20 protein-coding genes and 1 riboswitch are annotated in these 21,276 nt (G+C 74.8%); of the genes, 10 read left to right on the top strand and 10 right to left on the bottom strand.

The genetic code is table 11. The features are described from left to right. Positions 1-246: 246 nt before the first annotated feature. Positions 247-852 carry a LuxR C-terminal-related transcriptional regulator gene (locus GL263_RS02030; RefSeq protein ID WP_228456025.1) on the top strand — a complete coding sequence of 202 codons (606 nt, stop codon included), beginning with the start codon at positions 247-249 and terminating at the stop codon, positions 850-852. A gap of 19 nt (positions 853-871) precedes the next feature. Here GL263_RS02030 and GL263_RS02025 read toward each other — a convergent pair whose 3' ends face one another. The 7 genes from GL263_RS02025 to GL263_RS01995 form a co-directional block, all read right to left on the bottom strand. After that, positions 872-2,737: an ATP-binding cassette domain-containing protein gene (locus tag GL263_RS02025; protein ID WP_182853783.1), complete on the bottom strand. Its 1,866-nt coding sequence runs from the start codon at positions 2,735-2,737 to the stop codon at positions 872-874. Further along, a complete protein-coding gene (locus GL263_RS02020; protein ID WP_438947903.1) occupies positions 2,734-4,584 on the bottom strand; it encodes an ABC transporter ATP-binding protein in 1,851 nt (616 codons plus the stop codon). Before GL263_RS02020 ends, GL263_RS02025 begins: the two co-directional genes overlap by 4 nt. Positions 4,585-4,755: 171 nt before the next feature. Further along, complete coding sequence (locus GL263_RS02015; protein ID WP_182853782.1) at positions 4,756-4,890, bottom strand: SapB/AmfS family lanthipeptide; 135 nt, start codon at positions 4,888-4,890, stop codon at positions 4,756-4,758. 32 nt (positions 4,891-4,922) lie between these two features. Then, positions 4,923-7,631, bottom strand: coding sequence for a class III lanthionine synthetase LanKC (gene lanKC / locus GL263_RS02010; protein WP_182853781.1), 2,709 nt, complete (start codon positions 7,629-7,631; stop codon positions 4,923-4,925). Positions 7,632-7,812: 181 nt separating this feature from the next. After that, positions 7,813-8,328, bottom strand: a complete 516-nt coding sequence (locus GL263_RS02005; RefSeq protein ID WP_182853780.1) for a GNAT family N-acetyltransferase — start codon at positions 8,326-8,328, stop codon at positions 7,813-7,815. A 121-nt stretch (positions 8,329-8,449) separates the two neighbouring features. Then, positions 8,450-9,772, bottom strand: a complete 1,323-nt coding sequence (locus GL263_RS02000; protein WP_182853779.1) for a phytase — start codon at positions 9,770-9,772, stop codon at positions 8,450-8,452. 124 nt (positions 9,773-9,896) lie between these two features. Further along, positions 9,897-10,220 carry a hypothetical protein gene (locus tag GL263_RS01995; protein ID WP_182853778.1) on the bottom strand — a complete coding sequence of 108 codons (324 nt, stop codon included), beginning with the start codon at positions 10,218-10,220 and terminating at the stop codon, positions 9,897-9,899. Positions 10,221-10,472: 252 nt separating this feature from the next. Here GL263_RS01995 and ppsA point away from each other — a divergent pair, with 252 nt between their 5' ends. The 4 genes from ppsA (at position 10,473) to GL263_RS01975 (ending at position 14,117) form a co-directional block, all read left to right on the top strand. Beyond that, entirely contained in the window at positions 10,473-12,845 is a 2,373-nt protein-coding gene (gene ppsA, locus GL263_RS01990) for a phosphoenolpyruvate synthase (protein WP_182853777.1), read from the top strand. Positions 12,846-12,906: 61 nt separating this feature from the next. Then, the gene (locus GL263_RS01985) at positions 12,907-13,413 is read left to right on the top strand and encodes a flavodoxin domain-containing protein (RefSeq protein ID WP_182853776.1); all 507 of its coding nucleotides are present in this window, start codon (positions 12,907-12,909) and stop codon (positions 13,411-13,413) included. 161 nt (positions 13,414-13,574) lie between these two features. Further along, positions 13,575-13,868 carry a hypothetical protein gene (locus GL263_RS01980; RefSeq protein WP_182853789.1) on the top strand — a complete coding sequence of 98 codons (294 nt, stop codon included), beginning with the start codon at positions 13,575-13,577 and terminating at the stop codon, positions 13,866-13,868. A 15-nt stretch (positions 13,869-13,883) separates the two neighbouring features. Then, positions 13,884-14,117, top strand: a complete 234-nt coding sequence (locus GL263_RS01975; protein WP_182853775.1) for a hypothetical protein — start codon at positions 13,884-13,886, stop codon at positions 14,115-14,117. A gap of 36 nt (positions 14,118-14,153) precedes the next feature. On the opposite strand, the gene GL263_RS01970 is transcribed toward GL263_RS01975, so the two are convergent. Continuing rightward, positions 14,154-15,122, bottom strand: coding sequence for a GHMP family kinase ATP-binding protein (locus GL263_RS01970; protein WP_182853774.1), 969 nt, complete (start codon positions 15,120-15,122; stop codon positions 14,154-14,156). After that, the gene (locus GL263_RS01965; RefSeq protein WP_438947902.1) at positions 15,119-15,574 is read right to left on the bottom strand and encodes an acyl-CoA thioesterase; all 456 of its coding nucleotides are present in this window, start codon (positions 15,572-15,574) and stop codon (positions 15,119-15,121) included. The genes GL263_RS01970 and GL263_RS01965 overlap by 4 nt, the downstream gene beginning before the upstream one ends. Before the next feature lie 91 nt (positions 15,575-15,665). After that, positions 15,666-15,879, bottom strand: a riboswitch (cobalamin riboswitch). Positions 15,880-15,951: 72 nt separating this feature from the next. Here GL263_RS01965 and GL263_RS01960 point away from each other — a divergent pair. From GL263_RS01960 to GL263_RS01945, 4 genes are all read left to right on the top strand, one after another. Next, the gene (locus GL263_RS01960) at positions 15,952-16,317 is read left to right on the top strand and encodes a PadR family transcriptional regulator (RefSeq protein WP_182853773.1); all 366 of its coding nucleotides are present in this window, start codon (positions 15,952-15,954) and stop codon (positions 16,315-16,317) included. Beyond that, positions 16,314-17,219 carry a hypothetical protein gene (locus tag GL263_RS01955; RefSeq protein WP_182853772.1) on the top strand — a complete coding sequence of 302 codons (906 nt, stop codon included), beginning with the start codon at positions 16,314-16,316 and terminating at the stop codon, positions 17,217-17,219. Before GL263_RS01960 ends, GL263_RS01955 begins: the two co-directional genes overlap by 4 nt. A 68-nt stretch (positions 17,220-17,287) precedes the next feature. After that, on the top strand, positions 17,288-18,223 hold the full coding sequence (locus GL263_RS01950) for a DUF4184 family protein (RefSeq protein ID WP_182853771.1): 936 nt from the start codon (positions 17,288-17,290) through the stop codon (positions 18,221-18,223). Then, a complete protein-coding gene (locus GL263_RS01945) occupies positions 18,204-18,719 on the top strand; it encodes a DUF5709 domain-containing protein (protein WP_438947901.1) in 516 nt (171 codons plus the stop codon). The genes GL263_RS01950 and GL263_RS01945 overlap by 20 nt, the downstream gene beginning before the upstream one ends. A 37-nt stretch (positions 18,720-18,756) precedes the next feature. Here GL263_RS01945 and GL263_RS01940 read toward each other — a convergent pair whose 3' ends face one another. Beyond that, the gene (locus tag GL263_RS01940) at positions 18,757-20,271 is read right to left on the bottom strand and encodes an SDR family oxidoreductase (RefSeq protein ID WP_182853770.1); all 1,515 of its coding nucleotides are present in this window, start codon (positions 20,269-20,271) and stop codon (positions 18,757-18,759) included. A 251-nt stretch (positions 20,272-20,522) separates the two neighbouring features. On the opposite strand from GL263_RS01940, the gene GL263_RS01935 reads away from it, so the two are divergent. Continuing rightward, positions 20,523-21,276 (top strand): AfsR/SARP family transcriptional regulator (locus tag GL263_RS01935; RefSeq protein WP_182853769.1); only part of this gene is annotated, 754 nt, incomplete at its 3' end.

Here is a 21,276-nt window from a genome sequence, read left to right as displayed (position 1 = left end):
TGCAGCTGCGGTCTTGTCGCCGGTCGTCCCTTCGGGCGGCCGGTGACGGCGCCTGATCCGACCCTCCGAGTCGATTGTCCCCGGCGCGGGGTGCGGGGGAACTGTGCCGGTCGACGCGGTCGGTCCCGTGTGTCGAAGGGTGCAACAGGAGTCACATCTTGTGCAAAAGTGCTCACTCCCAGCGATCGTCGTCGACAATCGTCTCTGGTAACCGCAACCGGAGTCGGGGGAGAGATGAGGACGGCCTTGACCACTGTTCTGGTCGTGCACGAGGTGGAGTTGTGGCGGAAGGCGCTGTCGAGTCTGCTGGGCACGGACGACGGGTTGCGGGCGGTGGCCGTGGCGAGAGAGGACGTGCTGCCGAGGACGACCGCGGAGAAACCGGACGTCATCGTCGTGGACCTGGACTGCCCCGGTTCGATGGGTCTGTTGGAGGAGGTCGACTCCGCCCGCAGGGCGGCACGGTGCGGTGGGCGGCTGGTGGTGCTGGCGCGGGCGGACCGGCCGGGAGTGCTGCGCAACGCCGCCGCCACCGAGGCGAGCGGCTACGTGGACAAGTACGGGGCGAAGGAGGAGCTGCCGGCCGTGGTGCGGAAGGTCGCGGCGGGCGGCCGGTACATCGACGAGTCGCTCGCCTTCGGGCTGCTCAGGGCGAAGGAGATACCGCTGTCCGGACGGGAGTTAGGGGTGCTCTCGCTCGCCGCGCAGGGTGACTCGGTCGCGGCCATCGCGTGCCGGCTCTCCCTGACCCGGGGGACGGTGCGCAACTATCTCGCGGCGGCGGTGCGCAAGGCCGGCGCGCGCAACCGCACGCACGCGATAAGGCTGGCCACCGAGGCCGGTTGGATCTGACGCTCGAACCACTTGTGCGCTACGAACGGTCCGGCTCCGCCTCGTCGGCGGAGTGCTGACCGGTCAGGTCGCGGAACAGCGCCGACCGGGCGTGGAGTTCGTGGGCGGTGCCCTGCTGGACGCGGGTGCCGTCGAGCAGCAGGATCCGGTCGGCGCGGTGGGCCGAGGCCGGGCGGTGGGCGATCACCACCAGGGTGCCGGGCCGGGCGGCGAGGGCGCGCTCGGCCCGGGCCTCGGCCGCCGGCTCCAGATGGCAGGTGGCCTCGTCGAGCACGCGGACGGCGGCCGGGGCGAGGAACGCGCGCGCCAGGGTCAGGAGTTGACGTTCGCCTGCGGACAGCCGGCCTGGGTCCACGGTCCCCTCGACGCCGCCGAGCCGTTCCACCAGGGGCGCCAGTCCGATCGCCTCGATCGCCGCCGCCAACTCGGCGTCCCGGGCGGCCGGGTGGAGGTAGCGGAGGTTGTCGGCGACGGTGCCGGTGAAGACGTAGGGCTCCTGGGGGAGGAGGACAAGCCGGTCCGGGGCCGGTCGGTCGTCCCAGCGCAGACTTCCGGAGTCAGGCGTGAGGCTGCCGGCGAGCAGGGCGGCGAGGGTCGACTTGCCGGTGCCGCTCGGCCCGAGCACGGCGAGGTGTTCGCCGGGGCGCACGGTGAGGTCGAGGCGGTCGAGGACCGGCCGGGCGCCGGGCCCGTAGGCGAACGTCACCTCGCGCAGCACGATCCCGCCGGGACGTGGTCGCCCGTCCCCGTGCGGCGGCTCGCCGGGCGACTCGTCCGGCGTCTCGCCCTGCGGCGTGTGCGGCGGCGGCAGTGGCGGCGTCGGGGCGGTGAAGCGGTCCAGTACCACCAGCAGCCGGCCCCCGGCCGTGCCCAGCGCGGTCATCAGCGCGTGGGTGGCCGGTGCCAGCGACTGGGTGAGGTAGGCGAGGGCGCCGAGCAGCACCCCGGCGGTCATGCCCCGGGAGAGCAGCCAGGGCGTGGCGGCCAGCAGCACCAGCGGCGGGCAGCGCCCGGCGACGCCCAGCGCCAGCATCCGCACGGCCGCCCAGCGGGCCAGCGAGCGCGCCGCGTCGCACTGGGCGTCGGCGAGGGCCGCGCACGGCGCGGCCGCCTGCTCCGCCCCTCCGGTGGCCCTGATGTCCCGCAGGCCGCCGACCAGTTCACCGGCCCGGGCGGCGAACGCCTCGTCGGCCTCCAGGTAGGCGCGCTGGCGGGCGGCCATCGGCGCGAGTGTCAGCAGGAACAGCGTCCAGCCGGCCAGCAGGGGAGGCAGCACCACCAGCAGCAGCGAGGGTTGGAGAGTGGCCAGGCCGGCGAGCGCGCCGGCGCTGGTGAACAGGCAGGACCGCACGGCCATCACCAGCCCGGCCCAGCCGTCCCTGGCGATCTCCGTCTGGTGGGTCGCCCGGGAGACGGCGCCGGTGTGCGCGCGTTCCGGGGCGGCCAGCGCCTCGGTCAGCGCGCCCCTGGCGGCCCGGCGCACGAGGCCGTCGCGCAGCGGCTCCACCAGGTCGGCGAGCCGGCCGAACAGCCCACGGGTGGTGACCGCGGCGGGGAGCGCCGCCACCGCCGCGACCGCCAGCCACAGCAGGCCGACACCGGGGCGACCGGCGAGGAACCCCCGGTCCAGCGCCTGGGCGACGCCGTAGCCGGTGAGGAACGTCTGGGCGAACTCCACCAGCGACCAGCCCGCGAGCCGCCACAGCGCCCCCCGGCGCGCCCGCAGGAAGGGCCGGCCCTCGCGTCCGACCCGGCGCAGAGCGCCACGGCCCGGCCGGGCGCCGGGACGGTGCCCGGCCGGAGCCTCCCGGGCGGTGTCCGCACGGCCTTCGGGGCGGCCGGTGGGCGTGGCAGACCGGGCGGTGTCGCCGGTGAGTGACGTCATCGCGCGCCCTCCCGGTCCTTGGCGGGCGGGGGGCCCTCCGGCTCCCCGGCGGGCGGGGGAGGAGCCGCCGTGTGGTCGGCGCGGTCCGGCGGGCTCGCGGAGGCCGCCGTGGACGGTGGTGCCGTGGGCGGGGTCTGGAAGACCTCCCGGTACGCGGGGTCCCGCCACAGCTCCTCGTGCCGGCCGACCGCGCGCAGGCCGCCGTCCTCCAGCCACGCCACACAGTCCGCGCGGGCCGCGGTCGACAGGCGGTGTGCCACGACCAGCCGGGTGCGGTGACCGGCCATCCGGTCCAGCGCCTCCCACACCCGCCGCTCGGTGGCGGTGTCCAGCGCGGAGGTCGCGTCGTCCAGCACCAGCAGCCGGTGCGACCGGACGAACGCCCGGGCCAGGCCGAGCCGTTGGCGCTCACCGCCGGACATGGGGGCGTCGGCCACCGGCGTCCGGTAGCCGTGCGGCAGCAGTCGGACAAAGCCGTCCGCCGCCGCGTCCCCGGCGGCCGCCCGCACCGCCTCCGGCGGCGGCCGGTCCACGCCGAAGGCGATGGCGTCGCCGACGGTGTCACCGGGCAGCGCCGGCCGGGCGAACGCGTAGCCGACCTCCCGGCGCAGTACGTGCGGGGCGACATCGGGGAGGGGCACCCCGTCCAGGGCGACCGTGCCCTCGTCGGGGTCGGCGAGCCGGCCGGCGACCGCCGCCAGCGTCGACTTCCCGGAACCGGAACGGCCCACGACCGCCAGGCAGGTGCCGCCGGGGACGGTGAGGTTGACGTCGCGCAGCAGCCGGCGGCCGTCGCGGACCACGCCGACGTCACGCAGCACCAGGGTGCCGGGGCCGTCGGGCGGCAGAGCCGCGTCGCGGTGGGTCGGCACCGGCAGGGCGAACAGCGGGCGCAGCCGTTCGCCCGCGGCCCGGCCTCTGGCGAGGCCGCCCAGCGCCCCGGTCACCGCGCCGATGCCGACCACCAGGGCGGCGTACCGGCCGATGGTGACCAACTCGCCGACGGTCACGGCTCCGGCGGCCAGCCGCAGCCCTCCGACGGCCAGGACCAGCGCCGTCAGCAGCGGCAGCAGCACCGAACTCAGGCCGACCGCCCGGCCGTAGACCCGCCAGGTGCGCCGCCCGTGGGCGCCGAGTTCGGTGAGGGGTTCGGTGATGCGGCGGTGCTCCCGGCGCGCGGTACCGGCCGCACGCACGGTAGCCGCGCCGGCCACCGCCTCGGCGAGCCGGGTGGCGACACTCGCCTGGACCCGCTGGTAGTCGCGTGTCGCGGCGGCGGTGTCCCGGGTGAAGACGCGGAGCAGCAGCACCAGGGCGGGCACGCCGGCGAGCAGGGCGAGGGCGGTCCAGTGGTCGGTGAGGACGATGCCGACAAGGCCGCCGACCGGCAGCAGCACGGCACTGGCGACGCCTGCGGCGGCGACCGGCGCGCCGGCCGCGTCACCGGTGGTGGTGGTCAGCCGGGTGGTCAGGTCGCCGCGGCTGAACGCCTGCGCGCGATGCGGCTCGGCGGACAGCAACCTGTCGACCGCGCGCCGCCGCAACCAGCTGGTCAGCACGGCCGAGTTGACCCCGCCGCACCACACCACCGCAGCGTCCAGGGCGACTTCGGCGGCGGTCAGCAGGGCGCACAGCGCGAGCCACCGCCACGGCACCGGGCCGCCGGCCAGCAGCCGGTCGACGGTCACGCCCAGGACCGCGGGCAACGCGAGCGCGGCCAGCGCCGCACCCACCCCGCACACCGCGACGGCCGCCACCGACCAGGGCCGCCGCCGAAGCAGCACGGGCAGCGACGCGTCGCCGCCGGCCGGGCCGAGGGCGTCCTTCGGCGGAGTCCGGCGTGCCACGCTGGTCACCTCACCCGCTTGTCGTCGTCCCGGTCGGAGGTCGGAAGGTCGGGCATCGGGGATCGGGGATCGGGGACAGGGGAAAGGGCGGAGCCGCCCCGGGGGTGCCCAGGACTCGAGGTCCGGGACACCCCGCGCCGCGTGCGCGGCGACATCGGGACGGCTACGGGGTCAGGGGGTGCAGAGGGTGACGCTGAGCGAGCTGTGCTCACAGACCAGCAGGCTCACCTGGCTGCCGGTGGCCAGCTCGTCCAGGGACTCCTCGACGGCCGGGGTCTCCATCGTCTGCAGGTCAAGAAGCGACATGTGCGTTCCTTTCCATCGGATGTGAGGACAACTCACTTGGTGGCGACCCCGGGTCCGGGGCCGGTCTGTGGGCCGCCGGGTGGCGGCAGGAAGGGCAGGTGCGCGGAGCGGAGACCGCCCAGCGCGCTGCCGAGTGCGAGCAGGACGCCGGCCGTGCCCGTGGCGAGGTCCATGGACAGGCGCATCAACTGCTCGCCGGGGAAGGCGATCTCCCCTCGGTGGGGGATCGCGTGGAGGTCGAGGAGGTCGAGGTGCCGTTCCAGGGCGGCGCGGTCCCGCGCGGCAGCCCCGTCGTGAGCTGCGTCCCCGTCGTGAGCGGCATCCCCGTCGGGGCGGGAGACGGCGCGGGCCAGGTGCAGTGCGATCCCGGCGACGCCCCGGTAGAGGCCGGGTTGGATGTAGAAGGCGGAGTGGGTGGCGCGGCGCAGGCCCTCCCGTGCCGAGGCGAACCGCGGGTCGGGCCGGTGGGCGAGGAAGTCGTCGAGCACGGTCGCCAGCCCCGCGCTGCCACCGCCGAGGTACGGCATGCCGCGTTTCCCGTCGAGGACCAGCAGTGCCGCGTCGGCCTGCGCGGCGTCGGGCCCGCCCGGACGGCAGCGGTCGAGATCATGCTGAAGGGCCTGCTCGGCCTCGTCCAGCAGCCGCTCCTCGCCGGTCCGTTCGAAGCGTCGGATCAGCATCAGCGCGACGCCGGTCGGGCCGTGCAGCAGCCCGGCGCGCGGCGTCGGCCGGCCCTCGCGGACGGCGCGGGCGGCGGCGTCGGCGCAGCGGTCCGCGGCGTCGGCGAGGCGGACCGCCTCCTTGCCGCTCGCCGCGCGGGCGAGGTCGTCCAGTGCCAGCGCGAGGCCGGCCTGACCGCTGTGCAGGTCCGGGGCGAGCGCCGTCAGCGGCTCGTCCGCGACCCGCAGGGCCAGTTCGACCGCCTGCTCGCGGTGTCCGAGCCGGTCCAGCGTCCAGGCGACGCCCACCAGGCCGTCGTGGAAGCCGAGCGGGCTGCCGGAGGCCGGTGCCTTGACGCGGTCGAGCAGCCACTCCTCCGCCTCGACGCAGGGTTCCGCGCCGACGGCACGCAGCGCGTAGAGCACGCCGGCGGTGCCGTAGCCGAAGGACTGTCCGCCGACCGGGGACGCGAACTGCCGGATGTCACCGGGGAAGCAGCGGTCGTCACGGTTCGGGGTGCGGGAGCCGAGCAGGGCCCGGACCATCGAGTCCCGGGCGTGCGGCCAGTCGCGTACCGACGGCGGGGGCGGGCCCTCGGCCTCCGGGGCGCCGCGCAGGATCTCCGCCACGGCGGGCGCCAGTTCGGTCTCCGTCACGGGGAAGCGGGCCGACGCGGCCCGGGCGAGTGCCGGCGCCCGGTGACGGTCGAGGCCCAGTACGGTGGTGAGCGGCAGCAGCAGGGCCAGCCGCAGACAGGCGAGCGCGTACCGGTCGACCGCCGTCCCGCGCCGGTCGGCGGGTGCGGCGAACGCGGGATTGGCGACGATCTGACGGCTCTCCTCGTCGTCGACCGAGGCCGCCTCGAAGTCCAGCAGCACCACCCGGGTCGCGCCGCCGGCGCCGCCCTCGTCGACCATGACGTTGGACATGTGGAGGTCGCCGATCACCACGCCCCGCCGGTGCACCTCCGCCACCGCCCGCTCGACGAGCCCGTACAACTCGCGTGCCCACTCGGCGTGTTCGGCCAGTGTCGCCGCGTCGGGGCCGGCGGCGGCGAGCGGGAAGCGGCGGGCGAAGACGGTGTTGAGGGTGGTGCCCGGGACGAAGTCCAGGACGAGGAAGCGGTGGCCGCCGAGCGAGAAGGAGTCGCGCACGGCGGGCACGCAGTCCAGTCCCGCGAGCCGGTCCAGCGCCCGCCTCTCCCGCTCCAGCCGGGCGACGGCGTCGGCGCCGTCCGCGGCGAGTCCGGCGTACGGCCGGGCCTCTTTCAGCACCACCCGCTCACCGGTCCGGGTGTCCCGCGCGGTGTACACGCCACCGCCGTTGGAGAAGTGCAGCGCGCCCTCGACGGCGTAGGGCAGCTCCGCGAGGTTGACCGACTGCCGGGCGGCCAGGTGCGGGCGGAGGAACTCCGGCAGCTCCACCCACTCCGGGACGTGCAGTCCCGGCCCGCGGCGGTCGGGTACCAGACGGCCCTCGGGGTCCTCGATCGCCGGGATCGGGGCGCCGTCCTCGCCGACGACGTACCGGCCGGCGAACGCCCCGTACCGCACGTGCACCGGAGCCGGGCCGCAGCGCAGGTCGCTGAGCACGTCCGGGCCGTGCTCGCCGTCCAGCGCCTCGCACAACTCCCGGCACAGCGGCCGCAGACCGTCCTCGGTGGGCGGGTAGACGGTGACGAACTTGCCGCTTCCGGAACGGTCGGCGTACTTGGCGTTCCGCCGCAGCAGCAGCGCCCGTGACGGCACGAACTTGAACGGCGTCCGCCGGGCGACACACACGGCGAAGACCTTCTCCAGGACGGCCTCCGCGTTGTCCAGCGCGGCGGAGACGTGGATCTTCCAGCCCTGCGCGGGAAGCCGCGCGCCTTCGGGCGCCAGGGACAGCCAGTCACCGCGCCGGGCCATGGTCCAGCCGCCGGGCGCGGGCTCCAGGGCGCGCCGGTACCAGCCGGACCGCCGGGCCTCGCCGTCCGCGGCGGCGTCGTCCACGGCAACGGCCTGCGCGGCGTCGGGGGCGCGGTGGATCGCGTCGTAGAAGCGGGGGTCCGCCCCGCAGTACGCGGCGTGCTCCTGGTTCACGCGTCCTCCCTCCGCTCGGCCACAGAGAGAACGTGCCACCTCCGACACGGCGTGCGACAGTCGCCGATGTCACCACTCCGGCGTGCGTTCCGCATCTGCGCCCCGCAGCGCCGGGCGCCCGGCCCGCGGGTGCGCTCGGCGGATGCGTGCGGCGGGTGCGCGGTCGGTCCGTGCCAGTCGGTCACACCTTCCGGCGCGGCGTACCGTCCGGCTTGCGGTGCTCCATGATGTGGCCGGTCGCCTCGAACCGCTCGTTGCCCACCAGCCGGCCGTGCCGGGTCTCCACGACGACAAATCCGGCCCGCTCGTAGAGGTCGAACGCCCGCTTGTTGCCGGCCAGCACCGTGGTCTCCACCCGCGGTCCGCCCCGGGCCACGGCGTGGCGCAGCAGCGCGGAGCCGGCGCCCTGGCCGTAGCGGGCGGGGTCCACGTACAGCCAGGACACCTCGTCGTCCTCGAGGGACACAAAGCCGACGACCTCCGGCTCCGCGCTGCCCTCGGGGCCCTCGGCCACCCAGACCTGCCCGTCGAAGAGCCCTTCGCCCTCGTGGGTCTCGGCGAGGGTGAGGAACGCCTCGACCCCCACCGAGTCGCGCAGTTCGTCGAGGCGGGCCGCGTCATGGATGCGCGAGATCGAGTCCCAGTCCCCCGGCTGGTAGTCCCGGATCCGCCACTCGTGCCGCTGTCTTGTTGTCATGGCACGCACCCTCGCGTCTGCCCGTCGCGCGCCGCAAACGATTTCCGGCGGGCGCCGGCCCGGAGCACGAGCGGCGCCCCGCGACGCCGGGGGTCGCGGGGCGCCGGGCGGGCCGCGGGTGTCAGTCCGCGTCGCGGGGGTGGAAGGACTTCGTGTCGACCTTCAGCGGCTTGGGGAAGGCGGCGGCGACCGCGTCCCAGGGGGTGAACTTGAAGTTCGTGGCGTCGGCGTCCCGGCCCGGCTCGGTCGGGGTCGCCTCGCCGTCGTGGGTGACCAGCAGGCCCTTGGGGAAGTTCCGGCCCAGCGGCACGTTGACCACGGTGGCGCCGTCGGAGTGCTGCACGCCGTCGGTGGCGGGACCGTCGGTGATCGCGAACGAACCGACGTACTTGTTGTCCTTGTCGCGCCGGTACACGGCGTAGGTGTCGTCGCCCTGGCTGGAGACGAGCACGTAGCCCTTGCCCATGCCGGCGTGGTAGACGGTGACGCCCTCGGCGTCGGCGGTGATGTTCCGGCCGCCGAAGCCCGGGTCGTCCCCCGTGTGCAGGACGCACTCCTCCTCGACGGCGTCGTACGTCCACGGCACGCCGTACTCACGGACCTTGTCGAGCAGCTTCGGCTTCTTGAACGCGCCCTTGTCGAGCTTCACCCGCCAGAGTCCCACGGCCTCCTGGCCGGCGTAGAGCACGTGCTCCTCGGCGTCGACGGCCATGCCCTCGACCTGGGGGCGCTCGCCGGGGTCGTCACACGGCGTCCAGTGGTTGCCGCCGGGCAGTTCGAAGGCGTCGGGGAGGTCGAGGGTGTCCGCCGTGCGGTAGCCGACGCGGCCGTCACGGTCCTGGAGTTCCAGGAGCCGGACCCGCGTCTCGTTGCGCTGGGAGACCACCGCGTAGGCCTTCTTGCCGTCGCGGTAGGTGGTCAGCCCGTAGGACGTGCGCTGTCCGTCGACCTCCGCCTCGTCGGCGGCGAACACGGGCTTCACGTCGGGGGCGGTGACGTCCCGCAGCGGCGGGCGGCCCGCCGCGACCGCGGCGGGGTCGATGGCGAAGACCCGGATCCGGTCGCGGCCCCGGTCGCTGACCACCGCCAGGTCTGTCTTCTTCCCGTTGAGCTTGAAGTCGTAGAGCACGTCGACGTTGTTGAAGCGCCCGGCGGCCGCGCCGGGAGCGGGGGCGGCCGGCGCGGGTATGTGCTGGAGGCGCTGCCCGTCGAGGCCGTAGACGTCGAGGCCGGCCTTCTTCAACGTGCCGATGACCAGGCTGCGTGCGGGATTCCGGGGGTCCACCCAGACGGCGGGGTCGTCGGCGTCGGCCGAGCCGCCGGCCTTGTCGTCGTGGACGGGCGGCGTCTGGACGGTCGCGTGGACCGGGACCGGGGACTGGACGGATCCGCCGGTCGCCATGAGCATGGCGGTGGCCAGCGCGGTCACAGTGGAAGCGCTCACATTACTCCTCGGTAGGGGTGAGAGGCAGTGAGACGCTATGGGGGCTCGGCGACCCCGAACGGACACGGCTGTGAACGCTCCGTGACGCCCGGGTGCCGAGAGTGGCCGGCCGGAGCCGTGGCGGTCAGGAGCCGCCGGCCACCACTTCCAGCGTGTACTCGACCGTCACCGTGCCGGCCGTCGCGAGGACCCGTACGGTCCCGCCCGAGTCGCCGGCCACCAGGGGGACGTCGGTGGTCGCCGCGCCGTGGACGTCGGTGGTCACCATGACCGGCGAGCCGCCGTGGAACCCGGTCCCGGTGCCGGAGGGATCGTCGACGAAGAAGCTCACCACGAGGCCGCCCGCCGGGCCGCCGTCGGACTCGGCGCGCAGGGTCAGCGAGCCGAACTCCTCACCGGGCTCGACCTTCTGTCCGTCGCCGGTGAGCACGCGCAGTACGTCAGCCATCAACTCGCCTTCCTGGTCCGCGACTTCAGTGGCCTCGAAGGAGCCCGGTCGCTTTCTGTCGGATTACCCGGGTCGCGCGCGCCAAACGCGCGATCCGGCCGAAGTCGAGCGGTGAGGCCGTCCAGCGGGAAGAGGGCCGGTCGTCCCCTCCCGCTGGACCCTTCGGCACCGCGACACAGCCGGTTGCCGGTGTGACGGTGGAAACGTGCCGGTGCGAGAGCCGTGCCGGACCCACGGTCCACGGAGGACACCATGGCAGAGGCCGCGCGCGTGATCCCGTTCAACAAGCTCGACCGTGGAGACGTCGGTCTTGTGGGTGGGAAGAACGCCTCGCTGGGCGAGATGGCGGGGAAGCTCGCCGAGGCGGGGGTGCGGGTGCCGGACGGCTTCGCCACCACGGCGGACGCCTACTGGGAGCTGCTGGACCACAACGGTCTGCGGGCGACACTCGACGAACAGCTCGACCGGCTCGCCGCCGGCGCCCCGCTGGCGGACGTGGGAGCCGCCATCCGCGCCGCCGTGCTGTCCGCCGAACTGCCGGCGCCGCTGGCGGCGGAGATCGGTGAGGCGTACGCGCGACTCGGCCGGGTGGCGGGGCGCGTCGACCCGGAGGTCGCGGTGCGCAGCAGCGCCACCGCCGAGGACCTGCCCGAGGCGAGCTTCGCCGGGCAGCAGGAGACGTTCCTGAACGTGCGCGGACTGCCCGCGCTGCTGGAGGCGTGCCACCGTTGCTACGCCTCGCTCTTCACCGACCGGGCGATCGACTACCGGGGGCGCATGGGCTTCGACCACCTGTCCGTGGCCCTGTCCGTCGGCGTCCAGCTGATGGTGCGCTCCGACCTGGCGGGCGCGGGCGTGATGTTCACCCTGGACACCGAGAGCGGCTTCCCGGACGTGGTGATGGTGAGCGCGGCGTGGGGGCTGGGGGAGACCGTGGTGAGCGGGCAGGTGGACCCGGACGAGTACACGGTGTTCAAGCCGACCCTGGACAAGCCGGACCTCGACCCGGTGATCCATGTGCGGCTCGGCGGCAAGAAGCGCAAGGCGGTGTACGGGGAGGAGGGCCTGACCCGCACCGTCGACACCAGCGACGCCGAACGGCGCTCCCGGGTGCTCGACGACAGCGAGGTGCGGGCGCTGGCCGGCTGGGCGGTCGCGGTGGAGCGCCACTACGGCACGCCGATGGACCTGGAGTGGGCGAAGGACGGCGTCACCGGCGAGATCTCCATCGTCCAGGCCCGTCCGGAGACCGTGCAGGCCAACCGACGTTCGGCGGTCCTGGCGCGCTACACCCTCACCGAGCGCGGCACTCCGCTGGTGACCGGCAGCGCGGTGGGCGAGGCGGTCGGGCGGGGTCCGGTGCGGGTGCTGGACGCCCCGGTGGACCTCGACGAGTTCCCCGCCGGCGCGGTGCTCGTCACCTCGATCACGGACCCGGACTGGGAACCGGTCATGAAGCGTGCCTCGGCGATCGTCACCGACCACGGCGGCCGGACGTCCCACGCGGCCATCGTCAGCCGCGAACTGGGCGTGCCGGCGGTGGTCGGGACGGGGGACGCCACCCGGGTCCTCGCGGAGGGCCGGGAGGTCACCGTGTCCTGCGCCGAGGGCGACGAAGGGCGGGTCTACCCGGGCCTGCTCGCCTACGAGGAGTCCCACATCGACCTCGCGGAACTGCCGGAGACCCGGACCAAGGTGATGCTCAACCTGGCCGACCCGGCGGCGGCGATGCGCTGGTGGCGGCTGCCCGCGGACGGTGTCGGTCTGGCCCGGCTGGAGTTCATCGTCGCCCACCACGTCCGCGCCCACCCGATGGCGCTGCTGCACCCCGGGCGGCTGGACGAGGACGACCGCGCCCGGCTCGACGCGCTCACCGAGGGCTACGAGGACCGCGCCGAGTACTTCGTCGACCGGCTCGCCCAAGGGGTGGCCAGGATCGCCGCCTCCCGCTGGCCGGACCCGGTGATCGTGCGGACGAGCGACTTCAAGACCAACGAGTACGCGCGGCTGCTCGGCGGCGGCCCCTTCGAGCCCGTCGAGAACAACCCGATGATCGGCTGGCGCGGCGCGAGCCGCTACTACGCCGAGGGCTACCGGGAGGGCTTCGCGCTGGAGTGCCGCGCGCTGCGTCGGGTGCGGGACGAGATGGGCCTGACCAACGTCGTGGTCATGATCCCGTTCTGCCGCACGCTGACCGAGGCGGACCGGGTGCTGGAGGTGATGGCGGAGCAGGGCCTGCGGCGCGGCGCGAACGGGCTGCGGGTGATGGTGATGGCGGAGATCCCGTCCAACATCGTGCTGGCACGGGAGTTCGCGAAGCGCTTCGACGGGTTCTCCGTCGGCAGCAACGACCTCACGCAGCTGACCCTCGGAGTCGACCGGGACTCCGAGGCGCTGGCCGAGGTCTTCGACGAGCGTGACCCCGCGGTCACGCGCAGCATCGAGTCCCTGATCCGGGACGCGCACGCGGCGGGCCGCACGGTCGGCCTGTGCGGACAGCGACCGAGCGACGACCCGGAGTTCACGGAGTTCCTGGTGCGCGCGGGCATCAACTCGGTGTCCGTGGCGCCGGACAGCTTCGCCGCGGTCAAGCGCCATGTGGCCGAGGCGGAGCGACGCCTCTGAGCCCGTCGGGTCGAAGCCCCGGCGGACGGCACGGACGAAGGCAACGAAGGAGGAGAGTGAGATGACCACACGGGTACTGGTGGCGTACGGCAGTCGGCACGGGTCGACCGCCGGCATCGCCGAACAGATCGGCGCCACCCTGCGCGCGGACGGCTGCGAGGCCGACGTCGTGCCGGCGGGCAAGGCGGAGGACGTCGCGGACTACGACGCGGTGGTGCTCGGCGGCGCGCTGTACGCCGGCCGGTGGCACGGGGACGCACGTCGCTTCGCCCGCCGGCACGGCGGGGAACTGGCGGATCGTCCGGTGTTCCTGTTCAGCAGCGGGCCGATCGACGACTCGGCGACCAGGGGCGAGGTGCCGCCCGCGCCGGGTGTGAAGCGGTTGGCCGCCCGGCTGGGCGCCCGCGAGCACGTCACCTTCGGCGGGAGCGTCACCACGGAGACCCCGGGTTGGTTCGCCCGTCAACTGGTGCGCCGCGGGCACGGCGGGGACTTCCGCGATCCCGAGCGGGTCAGGTCGTGGGCGCACCACGTCGCGGCGGATCTCGAGGAGACGGAAAGTGACTGATCGGAACCACCGTGTGAGAAGGAGGTGGTAGGGGAGTGGTGACTGACGCGAAAACGGCAAAGAAGAGCGGTTTATCCGTCAAACCTCTGGAAGTCCGGAATACCGCTCATGGAGGATTGTTGTCACGATGAAGTACGGCGAGGTGCGAAGGGGTGATCGACATGGCCTGGGCGTCGTGGACCACAACCAACGTGTTCACCGGGTCGGCAGGTGTACGGAGCGACGAACTCGGCGTCATGACCGGTGACGTGACCGTGCACACCACCTGGGACGGGTCCCAGGCCTACGTTGCCGTGCAGTACAGCGGCGCGTCGGACTGGTACACCATGAGCGGCAGCCCGGTGGCATGCCAGTCCGAGGCGGACAGCCGGAACCTCCACCAGGCCGTGGTGGAGGCGGTGCGCGAGGGCGGCGCGTCGGGCGTCCCACGGGACTGGAACGCCGTCTCCCTCTGAGGCTCCGAGGCAGTCATGACGGCCGGAGACAAAGCCGAGCGCGCGGCGTCGGAGTCCGCCGGCGACGTACTGCCGGTGCGCGCCGACGGGCGTGAGAGCGGCGGGCGTGAGAGCGGCGGGGCGGAGTCGGCGCCCCGGGCCCGGGCGAAGCCCTCCCGGGCGGCCCGGCGTGAGCAGCGGCGGGTCCGGGGCGCGCCGGGCGAGGAGCGGCCGGTGCACACGATCAGGGTGCGCAGCCTCTTCGGCTGAGCCCGCGCCCGGCGTCCCGCATCGACCCCGGGGCGCTCACCCGTATCCCGTCCGGGCGAACGAGCACTGGTGCCCGAGTGAGTGGAAGAACGCGGACAGCTCTCCCTTCAGGGCGGGGGAGGGGCGGCGGGTGAAGAGGTAGCCGAGCACCGACCCGGTGTGCGCGACGAAGATCCCGTCCGCGCCGAACTCGGCCCGGTGATCGAGCAGTGTCTCGAAGTCGCGCTTGGGCAACACCTGTTGGGAGAGAGTCGCGCTGGTGGTCGACGCGCGCGCCACGGCGGCCGGGTCGCCCGCTTCGAACGCCTCCAGCATGTCCCGCAGGCAGTCCGCGTACGGCGCCTCGTGCCGCCGGTAGTGCGCGGTGAGCCGCGGGGTGACGGCGTGGGTGTCCACGAGGGCCGGTTCCACCAGGTACACGGTGTGGAACCCGACGGCCGAGCCCAGGCGGCGCACCACGCGGTGGGCGCCGCTGAGGTACAGCGCGAACTCCTCCAGGAACACACTGTCCGCCCGCTCGACGCGGGAGAGCGTGTCGAGGACCAGCCGCCGGTCGTAGGGCAGGTCGAAGACGCGGAACAGGCAGCGCAGGGTGGCCACGACGTCGGCCGTGGAGCTGGCCATGCCCACGCCGACGGCCAGTTCGGAGTGGGCGTGCCAGCGGCCGGGCGGCATCGTCAGGTGGTGGTGCCGCAGGAAGATCTCGGCCGCCAGGGCGGACCGCTCGCCGGGCGGGAGAGGACCCGGCGCGGCGGTCGGGTCCGTGGTGAAGTGGCGCCAGGCGTGCCGGTCGACGGGGAAGGAGACCAGCGCGATCTCCGGGCGGCCCGCGAACCGCAGCGGGCCCTGGAAGAGTTCGCCGAGCGTGCCGTGGCAGACGCCGGAGAAGGTGCGGGCGTCGGAGAAGGCGCGGCGCCCGTCCGCGTCGGCGAGCGGTGGCCGCGGCGCCCCGTCCGTGCCGGCCGGCGGGGGCGGCTCGGGCGTCCGCCCCCGCCGCCGGGTCACGCGGTCCCGGCGGTCAGCGCCGGGACGGGGCGCGGCCGGCCCTCGGCGTCGATCGCGACAAAGGTGAGGCGTGCCGTGGCGACATCGGCCGCCGGCCCCGAGGCGTTCCAGCGTTCGGCGGTCACCCGCACCGAGGCGGTCATCGACGTGCGGCCCGCGCGTTCCAACTCGGCGTGCACGCTGAGCAGGTCGCCCGCGCGGACCGGGGCGAGGAACCTCATGCCGTCCACGGACGCGGTCACCGCCGGGCCGTCCGCGTGGCGGCCGGCGGCCGCGGCGGCCGCGTCGTCGATGAGGCGCATCACGACTCCGCCGTGGATCGTGCCGTAGAGGTTGGTGTCGTGCTCGCTCATGATGTGCGCGAGCGTGACGCGGGAGTCCGCCGGGGTCTTCGCCGGGGCGGTCGGTCCGGCGGTGGATGCGGTGGTCGGGGCGGTGGTCGTGTCGGCCACGTCAACTCTCCTTCGCGAGTCGAGGGAAGTCGCCGTCGGGGCCGGCGCGGGTCGCGCGCCCGGGCCGTCGGCGGGGCCGCGCGCCTTCGGTGCGGCGCGCGGGCGGCCGGCAGGTCTTCGGACTCGTGGACGCGCCCGGAAAGGGCCGGACACCTACTGGCCGTCGCTTCCCGGATCGTCTCCAGTGCTTGTTGACGGCGGTCGTTCCCACTCACCGCTGCGGGGCAGTCCCGGACTCCCACCGGGTTCCCTCTTGCGACGCGTCCGCCCGGCTGGCGGCGCGAACCGGCTGCTCGGACAGGGTATCCGCCGGCCGGCCGGCGGCTCGCGACGGGTCGGCATTGCGCATATGTCGTTGGGCGACATATATTGTCGACATGACTCCACGTGTGATGCAGGAACCGACGCTGCTGCTGCTGACCGCGCTCGCCGACCAGCCCCGCCACGGCTACGCGATCACCCAGGAGATCCGGAAGATCTCCGACGGCCAGGTGACCATGCGCACCGGCACCCTCTACGGCGCGCTGGAGCGGCTGCTCAAGCAGGGACTGATCGAGGTGCACCGCGAGGAGGTCGTGGACGGCCGGCTGCGCCGCCTCTACGCGCTCTCCGACGAGGGCAGGGAACGGCTGGCCGGGGAGGCCGAGCGGCTGGCGGCCACGGCGCGGGAGGCCAGCCGGCGCCTCGGGGTGTTCGGCTCCGGTGCCGCCGGCTCGCCGAGGCCCTCGGCGGCGACGTCATGATCGACAGGCTGCTGCGGCTCTACCCGGCCGCCTACCGCCGCGACTACGGCCCGGAGATCGCCGACGTGTACCGGGAGACGACGCGCGGCGCGTCCGCCACCGTCCGGCTGCGCGAGGCGGCCGGGATCGCCGGCCACGCGGTACGGCTGCGGCTCGGGCTCGGCTCCGCCGGCCCCCTCGGTGCGGTGCTGATGATCGCCGCGCCCTACGCGGTGGCCGCCGCCGCGGTCGCCACCGCGGTGCGGCTCGCCTGGTGGCTCTCCGGCATGTGGGTCGGATGGGCGGCGCACGGGGCGGGCGCCTTCCCGTTCACCAGCCTGGAGCTGGGCGTCGCGGACGGGCTGCTCGCCGCCACCCACCTGCTGGTCCTGGTCGGCGCGGTCACCGCGTTCACCGGGCGGTGGGCGCCCGGCGCCCGGCTGACCTCCCTGGGGCTGCTGGCCTCGGCGCTGGCCATGCTGGTGTTCCAGGGCGTGCACAACGACCCCGTGATGCTCTCCACGGCCGCCGCCGTGCTGGCGGCCGTGGTCGTCTGGGCGTGCCCGCCGGACGCGCCGCCCGCCGCGGCCGCGACCCGGACGGCCGGACTGGTGGCGCTTGCCGCCTGGCTGCCGGTGGCCGCCCTGCACGCCGGACTGCTCGGCGTCACCACCGACTACGGCGCCTGGCCGCTGCTGGTCCTCGCGGTGACCGGCGGCGTGCTCGCCGTCCGCTCCCGGAGCAACGGCGTCCGCGAGATGACCGCCATGGCGCTCGCCTGCGCCCCGCTGGCGGCCCTCAGCCACTGGATGTGGGCGGGGCAGCCGGGCCCGGTGCTCGCCGGCCTGGCGCTGCTCCCGCTCGCCGTGCTGCCGGCCGCCCTGATCAGGCTGCTGCGCCGACCCCGCGCGTCGACCGACTGAGCCGCGCGGGCGGCCCGCGGGCCGCCCGCGCACCGCGACCCCCCTTCACCCGCCCACGAGGAACCGTCGTGCCCTTCACCCTGTGCCACCCCGCGGCGGTCCTGCCGCTCTTCCGCCGCCCGTTTGTCCCCGCCGCGCTGGTCGCCGGCGCGATGGCGCCCGACGTGCCGTACTTCCTGGACGTACCGGTCTCCGCGCAGTCCTGGTACCGGGACTTCGTCAACGCCACCGAGACGCACTCCCTCCTCGGGATCCTCCGCCTCGACCTGCTGCTGGCGCTGGCGCTGCTGGCGCTCTACTGGACGGTCCGCCGCCCGGTCGCCGCCCTGCTGCCGCTGCGCCCGTCGCGCGTGGCGACCGGGCGGACGGCCGCCGAACGGGCGCGGCTGCTGCCGTGGGTGCTCGTCTCGGCGGCGCTCGGAGCACTCACCCACGTGCTGTGGGACTCCTTCACCCACTGGGACGGCTACGTCGTGCGCCATTACGCCTTCATGCGCGCCGACGTGGTCGCGGGGCTGGACGTCGCCCGGCTGCTGCAGCACCTGAGCACCCTGGCCGGCGGCGCGGTGCTGCTCTGGTGGGTCGCGCGCGCCTGGCGCCGCAACCGCCTCGGCCCGGCGGAACGGGCCACCCGGCCGTCCCGGGCGAACGGCCTGGTGCTGAGCGGGCTGGCGGCCGCCGCGTTGTTCGGCGGGGTGCTGGAGGTCGTACGGCGTCCCGGCCAGGGAACCCCGGGGGAGCGGCTGGAGTACCTGTTGTCCGGGCTGGCCAAGGGCGGCGGCGCGGCGCTGGCGGTGGCACTGCTGGCCTACGCCCTGCTGTGGCACGCGTCGGAACTGCTCGGCCGCCGCGCTACCCCCGCGGCCGCCCCCACCGACTCCGCCTCTGGTGCCGGCCGGACCGGTCCGGGGATGTCCGACGGGTTTGTGGGCACACGAACCGGTGTACCCGAAGATCACCAACCGCTGTCGGACGGAGAGAGGCATGAACTCCGAGAATCCTGAGACGGCCGCGCGCGACACCGGCGCCGAGCAGGCCCCGATGGGCGACGAGGTGTACCAGCCGGAGGAGCGCCCGCAGGGCTGGGAGGTCGAGGACGACGCCGCCCAGCTGGACCCGGAGGACTCGCTGGTCGAGCGGGGCGCCAACCCGGCGATCGAGGAAGGCTATTCACCCCCGGAGAAGCCGCTCGCCGCGGAGAGCTGGGGCACCACGGCGGCCGAGCAGCACGAGCGGGAACCGCTGGAGGGCCGCCTGGCCAGGGAGGAACCCGACGTGGCCGCACCCGCCGGGGACGGGGTCGGCGACGTGCCCGGCGGTGAGGGCGAACCGCGCGACGCCGAGGTCGGAGACCGCCGCAGCGGCCGGCTGGTCGCCCAGGACGAGGGCGTGCGGACCGACCGGGAGAAGGACCTGGTCGCCGAGGACGTCGGCGTCGACGGCGCCGCCGCCTCGGCGGAGGAGGCCGCGGTGCACACGGTCGAGGAAGACGAACTCTGAGGCCCCCGCGCGGCACGGGCCGCCCCGCCCGTGCCGGTCAACGGGCGGGCGCGGCCGCCTCCTGCTTGACCGCCGCCCCGGCGATGTTGCGGGCCATCCCGCCGAAGACCACCGCGTGGAACGGCGAGACACCCCACCAGTAGGCCTGCCCCGACAGCCCGTGCGGATGGAACAGCGCCCGCTGCCGGTAGCGCGTCCGACCCCGCTCGTCCCGCTCGCAGTACATCTCCAGCCAGGCCAGGCCCGGCAGCCGCATCTCGGCGCGCAGCCGCAGCAGCCGGCCGGGCTCGATCTCCTCCACCCGCCAGAAGTCCAGCGAGTCGCCGACCCGCAGCCGCTGCGCGTCACGGCGGCCCCGGCGCAGCCCGACCCCGCCGACCATCCGGTCCAGCCAGCCGCGCACCGCCCACGCGAGCGGCAGCGAGTACCAGCCGTTCTCCCCGCCGACGCCCTCGATCACCTGCCACAGCGCCTCCGGCGAGGCGGGCACCACCAGCTCCCGCTCGTCCGTGTAGAGGCTGCCGCCCGCCCAGTCCGGGTCGGTGGGCAGCGGGTCGCTGGGCGCGCCGGGCACCGCCGCGGACGACCAGCGGGTGGCGACGTCGGCGTCCTTGACCCGGCGCAGAGCCAGCGCGAGCGCCTCATCGAGGCCGGTCCGGCCCTCGGGCGGGTCCGGCACGTACCCGAGGATGTCCTGCTCCTCGCAGACCACCTCGCAGCGCAGCGACTCCGCGAGCGGACGGGCGAGGGACGCGGGCACCGGGGTGACAAGACCGATCCACAGGCTCGACAACTTCGGTGTGAGCAGCGGGATCTGCACGATGAGCCGGCGCGGCAGCCCGGCGACGGCCGCGTACCTGCGCATCATCTCCCGATAGGTGACCACCTCCGGCCCGCCGATGTCGAAGGCCCGGTTCACCTCGCGCGGCATCCCCGCGCTGCCCACCAGGTAGCGCAGCACGTCCCGCACGGCGATCGGCTGCAGCCGGGTGCGCACCCAGCCGGGTGTCACCATCACCGGCAGCCGCTCGGTGAGGTACCGCAGGATCTCGAACGACGCGGAGCCGGAGCCGAGCACCACGGCGGCCCGCAGCACCGTCGTCGGCACCCCGGACTCCAGCAGCAGCCGCCCCACCTCCGCCCGGGAGCGCAGATGCGGCGAGAGCTGCCCTTCCGGCACCGAGGAGGGCGTCAGGCCCCCCAGGTAGACGATCCGGCCCACCCCGCGCGCCCGCGCGGCGCGGCCGAACATCCGGGCCGCCCGCCGGTCGGTCCGCTCGAAGTCGTCCGGACCGCCCATGGAGTGCACGAGGTAGTACGCCACGTCGACGTCCCGCATCGCCTCGCGCAGCGACTCCTCGTCGAGGACGTCGCCGCGCACCACCTCCACGTCGCCGACCCACGGGTGGTCGCGCAGCTTCCCCGGCGTCCGCGCCAGGCACCGCACCCGGTGACCGGCCGCGAGCAGCTCGGGCACCAGCCTCCCGCCCAGGTAGCCCGTGGCCCCCGTCACCAGGCACCGCAGCGGCCCGCCTTCCGGCTGCCCAGCCATCCCCTGCCACCTCCCGACTCTCACCGTGTCCCACCGCCGACCACCCAAGCCTGCCCCGCCGCCCGGGGCGCCGCGCGCCGACGCGCACGAGACGCGGGCACTGTGCCGGGAGGGTCACGATCCGTGGACAGAACAACGCCTACGGTTGGGTACGACCGGACAAGATCGCGATACTCCCGGGAGTCGGTACCCAGGGACAGCGGACCGCCGCCCGGGCGGTCGCGACCACGAGCGACGCCGCGGAGGTGTCCATGGAGTTCAGGATCCTCGGCCCGCTGGCCGTGGTCGACGACCACGGTGACGAACTGCCGGTTACCGCACCCATGTTGCGGACACTGCTCGCCGCGCTTGTCCTACGCCCCGGCCGGGTGGCGCAGGTCGGGGAGCTGGCCGAGCTGCTGTGGGGCCGGCAGCGCCCGGCGAACGTGCGCACCACCACCCGCAACTACGTCATGCGGCTGCGCCGGCTGCTGCCCGAGGGGCGCATCCGCACCCAGGCCGGCGGCTACCTGCTCGTCGCCGACCGCGACGAGACCGACCTCGGCAGATTCCGGGCCCTGCTGCTCCGTTCGCGTGAGCTGGCGGCCACCGAACCGGCCGAGGCCGCCGGGCTGCTCACCGAAGGGCTCGCGCTGTGGCGCGGCACCCCACTGGCCGACCTCGGCGACACCCCGCTGCGCGCGGTGGAGCAGCCCAGACTGGAGGAACTGCACCTGACCGCCGCCGAGGAGCACTTCGCACTCGCCCTCACCCTCGGCCGCCATGAGGAGATCGTCGACGAACTGGGCGCCGCCGCCCGCCGCCACCGGCTCCGCGAACGCCTCACCCGCCAGCTGATGCTCGCCCTCTACCGCTGCGGCCGCACCGCGGACGCCCTCGCCGCCTACCGCACGACCCGCCAGGAGCTGGTGAACGAGCTGGGACTCGAACCGGGCGAGGAGACCCGCACGTTGGAGCAGGCGATCCTGCGCGGCGACCCGGCGCTCACCGCGCCCGGCCCGAGCC

The sequence above is a fragment of the Streptomyces durbertensis genome (genome assembly GCF_014156695.1).
GTDB classification, from domain to species: domain Bacteria; phylum Actinomycetota; class Actinomycetes; order Streptomycetales; family Streptomycetaceae; genus Streptomyces; species Streptomyces durbertensis.
Note: the sequence above shows the minus strand (reverse complement) of the source record. Positions and strands in the feature narration are given on the sequence as shown.